The following is a 5778-nucleotide window of genomic DNA, read 5'->3' as shown; positions in this document are numbered from 1 at the left end:
GGTCGAAATCATCACCAAATACTTTGATCGCCAGTTCGGCGCGCACACCGGAAAGCAGTTCATTAAAGCGCATTTGAATTGGTTGCAAAAACTCATAACGGTTGCCAGGAATGGGCGTTACCAGCGCCTCCAAATCAGCGACAACTTGCGCTTTGGTTTTATCCGGATCTGGCCATTCGCTTCGCGGTTTAAGAATAATAAAATTATCCGCCACGCTCGGTGGCATAGCATCAGTGGCTACTTCAGCCGTACCGATTTTGGCAAAAACACGCTCAACTTCAGGCATGGTTTTTATTTTTGCTTCAAGCTGCTCTTGTAATTGCAGCGCTTGCGTCAACGATGTACCGGGAATGCGCAGCGCATGCATAGCAATATCACCTTCATCAAGATTGGGGATAAATTCACTTCCCAAACGTAATGACAACGAACCACATATCAATACCAGGAGCGCAGCAAAACCAGCCACCCAAAGGCGCCATTTAAGTACAAGCTGCAACAAGGGCTGGTACACAGCCAGAGTACGCTTGATGACGGGATTGGCTGATTCCTCAAACGGCTTTTTAAACAAAATAGCCACTGCCGCAGGCACAAATGTAATCGACAAAATCATCGCACTTACCAGCGCAATAATGACGGTAATCGCCATGGGGTGAAACATTTTGCCTTCGACACCGGTCAGCGCAAAAATCGGCAGATACACGGCGGTGATAATAAATACACCAAACAGGGCCGGACGCATCACTTCGCAGGTTGCATCAAATACCAATGCCAGGCGTTCATTGAGTGGTAGTGGTTTTGAGCGGCCAGCTTCGCTTAACCGACGCAAGCAGTTTTCAACAATGATGACTGCACCGTCCACAATCAGGCCGAAATCCAGCGCCCCCAAACTCATCAGGTTGGCGCTCACCCGGCTTTGCACCATGCCGGTAATCGTCATTAACATTGCGATAGGAATGACGGCGGCAGTGAGCAATGCCGCGCGAATATTGCCCAGTAATGCGAACAGCACAACGATAACTAACAGCGCCCCTTCCAAAAGGTTTTTTTGCACGGTAACCAAGGTGTTATTGACGAGGCTGGTGCGGTCATAAACAGCTGTCGCAGTAATACCATCGGGTAAGCTGCGTTGCACCTCTTCGAGCCTTTCACCCACTTGCATGGCTACCGTGCGGCTGTTTTCGCCAATCAGCATAAATACCGTGCTCAACACCACTTCGCGGCCATTTTGCGACGCGGCGCCAGAGCGCAACTCCAATCCCTCTTCAACATTGGCCACATCTTTAATGCGCACCGGTACACCTTGTTCCTCGTAGAGAAGAGTGTTTTCTATATCTGCCAAGGTTTGCGCTTGACCTGGTACTCGCAATAACCACTGCGCGCCGCTGTGCTCAATAAATCCCGCACCACGGTTATTACTCGCGCGTTCTATCGCCGTAATTACATCCGCTTGGCTGACATTCATGGCCAGTAATTTTTGCGGATCTAGTGCCACCAGAATTTCGCGTTTGTAACCACCAATCGGGTTTACTTCGACCACTCCTGGTACGCGCAATAATTGTGGCCGGATAATCCAATCGTGTACCGAGCGAAGATCCGTCGGCGTTATTACTGAGCCATCGGCATTGGTTGCGCCGGGTTCCGCATCAATAGTAAACATAAAGATCTCACCCAAACCACTCGCCACTGGGCCGAGCGATGGCGTTAAGCCTTTGGGGAGTTGCGCCGAGACAGACATGAGCCGTTCACTCACTTGCTGACGAGCAAAATGAATATCGGTGCCATCAGCAAAAATCAGAGTGATTTGCGATAAGCCGTAACGTGATAGTGAGCGCGTGTATTCCAGCTTGCGCATACCGGTCATGGCGGTTTCCAGCGGAAAGGTAACGCGCTGTTCTACTTCCAATGGCGTATAGCCGGGAGTTTCAGTATTAATCACCACCTGAACATTGGTGATGTCAGGGACAGCATCAATCGGCAAACGATTGAAATTCCACGCGCCCAAACCACAAACCAGCACGACCAGACTGAGTATGAGCGCGCGGCGTTGCAGCGAAAAATGAATCAATGATTCCAACATGATGAGGCCTTCGCTTAGTGGTCGTGAGACGCGCCGGATTTTTCAATATCGGCTTTGATGACAAAACTGTTTTCTGTAACATAGCGAGTGCCGGGTTCCAATCCACCCAGAATCTCAACCCATTCGCCCGCTTCACGCCCCAACTCCAGCATGCGTACTTCGTATTCATCGCCCACCTGCGCATAGACCACGGTGAAATCCCGAAACGCCTGCAAGCCAGTGCGCTTAACGGCGAGTGGAACTTCATATTCGGCCACTTCGATACGCGCACTGATTAATGCGCCCAAGGGTAAAGGCTGATCAAGTGTTACGCGTGCGTTGATGGATTGGTTGGAATTGGTTTCTACCGCGAGATGATCGATGGTGGTAGCAATCTCCTGATCGCGATAGATCAATGTGACCTGGGCACCCGGTTTTACCAGTGCCAATTGTTCGGGGAAAATAGCGAGATCTGCTGCCACCTCGGTGTTATCGACAATGCGCACCAACGTTTGCCCTTGCGTTTGCTGACCCACCTTGGCATTGAGATTGGCAACGACACCCGAGATCGGGGCATTCACCACATAGGTTCGTAAGCTCTCGTTACTCTCCACGGTAACCAGTGCTTCGCCCGCCTTGACGGGTTCACCAAGTGCAGCATGCACAGCGGTAATTACTCCATTAAAACGGGCTTGCACTTCGCGCTCGCGCAGGGGTGTAGCGACGACTTTGCCATAGACTTCAGTGGTTTCTTCTAGCGACGCAGGGCCTGCGATTTCAGTCGCAATTTCCAGCGCCGTGGCGACAGCAGGCTCAATACGTGTGCGACCCTCCAGGCTATCGTACTTCCAGTGATGTTTCGTGCCGTTTACGGTAGCAGTGATATGAACGATAAAGGAATGAGGTTCATAAATGACGGAGTCGCCACGCAAAAAATTGCCTTGCGCAGCAAAGTTAATGACATCGGTTTTATCGCCCAAGCGCACCAAACGCACCTGTAAATGCACATCTTTCGGTGCAATAGGTTTGCCATCAACAAATACCCAGGCCCGAAATTCAGGTGGAACGCCCGTTTCAAAAATAGCGAGTTCGACACTAACATTTTTGTCATGCAGCATACGGCCATTGTTGGCGCCTTTCTCTACCGCAACAGCCGACTCGGCGCCATGTCCATCCGCTGCTAGTAGTTCGCTACCGTCATCGCTACAGGCTGCAAGCACAAGACTGGCGATGCCAATCAGCAACCATTGTTGCCAGCGAGTATGTTCTCTTGTGCGATCCGTTAATACCTTCATATGGCTAGCCTCATGGTTGTTCGGTGTGTGGTGTGATCTCGACACCGGTTAAACGTTAAATTTCAAATACGCAGACGGGAGGGAAATGCGCATTCTGTCATCAAAAAACCGATTGGCAGTCGGTTTTATGCGTGTGAGATGTTACAAAATAAACATGTTTATTGTTTCCCGGTCAGTGAATTAAGGGTGGTAGTGCAGAAGGGTTTCGATGCGGTGATGCAAGGTATTCGCGTAATAGATACCGATAAAAACCAATGCGGCAGTGCTCAGGAGAAAGCTGGGAACGGGAAACGCGCGTCCGTGATCGCTGCCATCCAGCAACTGCCGGATGCGCTGCTCTACCGCCGTGGTACAAAAGGCACAAGCATGAAATTCCGGTTGTTGTTTGCGATAACGCAGGGTCAGGCGATTCACTTTAACAAGGGTATTTGCAATCAATGTGGCATCATTGGATTGGCGGGCAACTGTTGCATCTGCCTGCTGTTCGACGAGCAGCTCCATAGCAGCGTAAAGCGATCGACGAGCGGGAGGAACACATACACCGAGCAGTATTGTGAACAACCATAGCCGCAAGGGATCATGCGCTTGCTGGTGCGCTTGTTCGTGACGGTAGACGATATCCAGTTCTTCAGCCGTCAATACGTTTTCAAGTGCTTTGCTCAGCAAGATTTGAGGCTTGATCAAACCCAATGTAAAGGCGTTAGGAATCTCACTGTCTACTCGATAGCATCCCCTGGCATCCACATCAGAAAATGCAAGCAGCGTTGCCAAATAACGGCGCTGTTGTGCTCTGCTCCAGAGCGTGGTCATTAATTTCAGGGTCGTAAAACCAGCTAAAAGCATTACCACCAAACCTTGCCAACTAAACCAATGAAAATGACCTTGGGTAAGATTCAAGGGGTGATGATCAACTACAAAACCCAGCTCATGGCTTAATGCAGGTGTAAGCACCAATATTCCCGCATAAATACCAACACCGTAAGGAAACAGCGCTATACACCAGAGGAAACACTGCTTGGCTGATACGTTAAAACTGGCAATTGCCCTTAACAAATAGATCTGCGCAACCGCCATGCACAAGGCGGCGCCTAGGGTGGCAAGTCCTACGACTAGCCACAGGTGCAGCAGTACACTACCTGTGCCTGTGGTCACAGCGCCTCATCCTTTTTTTGTTGCCGCGAATCCTGAATCAGAGCTTCCAGTCGATCCAGATGTGCCTCGTCAAGGTCCGCAGAAAGGCTCACAAAGGCCGCGAGTAAATGATCGTGATAAGATGAAAAGTCTTGGGTGACCGTACGAATCAGTTCGCCGAGAAACGCTTTTTTCTCCATCGCCGCGCGGTACTGATAGGCATGCCCCTGTTTTTCGCGCATGAGGATAGCTTTTTTATGTAGTCGATCCAGAGTGCTCTGTATGGTATTCAGGCTGCCACCACGGCTTTTTTTAAAATGATCATGAACCTGCTTGGCATCGGCTGAGCCGACTGTCCACAGATAATTCAGTACCAATTTTTCCAATTCGCCCAGATGCACAGTGAACTCGCTTTGCTTGCTAATTAATGGCGTAGAGCTTAAGGTGTAAAAAACCGACATGCAATCGGTTTTTTAAACGGACGTGATGAATCACCTCAATCCCAACAAGAAAACCAATATTGATGTAGGTTAATGCTCCAACAATTCCTTCATGATGCCGCAATCTTTTACTGCCTGCTGAGCATCACATTTGGTTCGAAGTTCACCGAGTTGACGGCGTAATTCCTGAAGTTCAGCAAGACGAACATCTACTTGCTGGATATGGCTATCGATAATTGTATTTATACTATTACAGGTTTCGTTTGGGGTACTGGAGTAGCCGATCAACTGGCGGATCTCCTCCAGTGTCAATCCTAGGTTCCGGCATTGCTTGATAAAGAAAAGATCATGGGAGGCTGCTTCGTCGTAAAAGCGATAATTACCTTCGGTACGAGAGACTGTAGATAGCAAGCCTTCCTGTTCGTAATAACGTATGGTTTGGACACTAAGACTCGTAAGTTTTGCAAGCGCGCCTATTTTCATACAGATTCCCGTATTGACTCTATAGTTACTGTAGACTTTATACTGTTTCATAGTTCCTTGCATCGCAAGGAACGGCAATGAACTTCTGAAGGCTAAGGCTCTCATAACTGTTTCGTGCCAAAGGGCTGTTATTTGATACGCCAATTTTTGTGTTATGGCAGTCACCACTACAGACAATCGCTGGATTACTGCCATAATCCGGCCAACTTTTTTGGAACTAATAAGTAATTGTGAATTACTTCCTGCGTTATAAGTATTGGGCTTTAATGTCCACACTGCTCTGGCTGATGGCTAGCTGGACAGGTGTGCACGGGCACTATTGCTTTGATGGTCAGGAACCACCTATCTCTATTCACCTCGACAATGTCGATAC

Annotated in this window: 5 protein-coding genes; all 5 read right to left on the bottom strand. The window is 49.2% G+C overall.

The genetic code is table 11. The features are described from left to right. A partial coding sequence (locus ACWA6V_RS16000) for an efflux RND transporter permease subunit (RefSeq protein WP_449523427.1) occupies positions 1–2077 on the bottom strand: 2077 nt, incomplete at its 3' end. A gap of 14 nt (positions 2078–2091) precedes the next feature. Continuing rightward, positions 2092–3351 (bottom strand): HlyD family efflux transporter periplasmic adaptor subunit, encoded by a 1260-nt coding sequence (locus ACWA6V_RS15995; protein ID WP_449523426.1) that lies wholly within the window; start codon positions 3349–3351, stop codon positions 2092–2094. Positions 3352–3531: 180 nt separating this feature from the next. Further along, positions 3532–4503 (bottom strand): M56 family metallopeptidase, encoded by a 972-nt coding sequence (locus ACWA6V_RS15990; protein WP_449523425.1) that lies wholly within the window; start codon positions 4501–4503, stop codon positions 3532–3534. After that, positions 4500–4943 carry a BlaI/MecI/CopY family transcriptional regulator gene (locus ACWA6V_RS15985; RefSeq protein WP_449523424.1) on the bottom strand — a complete coding sequence of 148 codons (444 nt, stop codon included), beginning with the start codon at positions 4941–4943 and terminating at the stop codon, positions 4500–4502. The genes ACWA6V_RS15990 and ACWA6V_RS15985 overlap by 4 nt, the downstream gene beginning before the upstream one ends. 69 nt (positions 4944–5012) lie before the next feature. After that, positions 5013–5405 (bottom strand): Cd(II)/Pb(II)-responsive transcriptional regulator, encoded by a 393-nt coding sequence (cadR, locus tag ACWA6V_RS15980; protein ID WP_449523423.1) that lies wholly within the window; start codon positions 5403–5405, stop codon positions 5013–5015. Positions 5406–5778: the final 373 nt, after the last annotated feature.

It is taken from the genome of Cellvibrio sp. (assembly GCF_053579595.1).
This window is presented reverse-complemented; position numbering and strand designations above follow the sequence as displayed.

What these genes read in the sequence shown, in the direction of transcription:
- cadR (WP_449523423.1), bottom strand. Translation starts at nt 5,405, where the DNA reads ATGAAAATAGGCGCGCTTGCAAAACTTACGAGTCTTAGTGTCCAAACC.
- ACWA6V_RS15985 (WP_449523424.1), bottom strand. Translation starts at nt 4,943, where the DNA reads ATGTCGGTTTTTTACACCTTAAGCTCTACGCCATTAATTAGCAAGCAA.
- ACWA6V_RS15995 (WP_449523426.1), bottom strand. Translation starts at nt 3,351, where the DNA reads ATGAAGGTATTAACGGATCGCACAAGAGAACATACTCGCTGGCAACAA.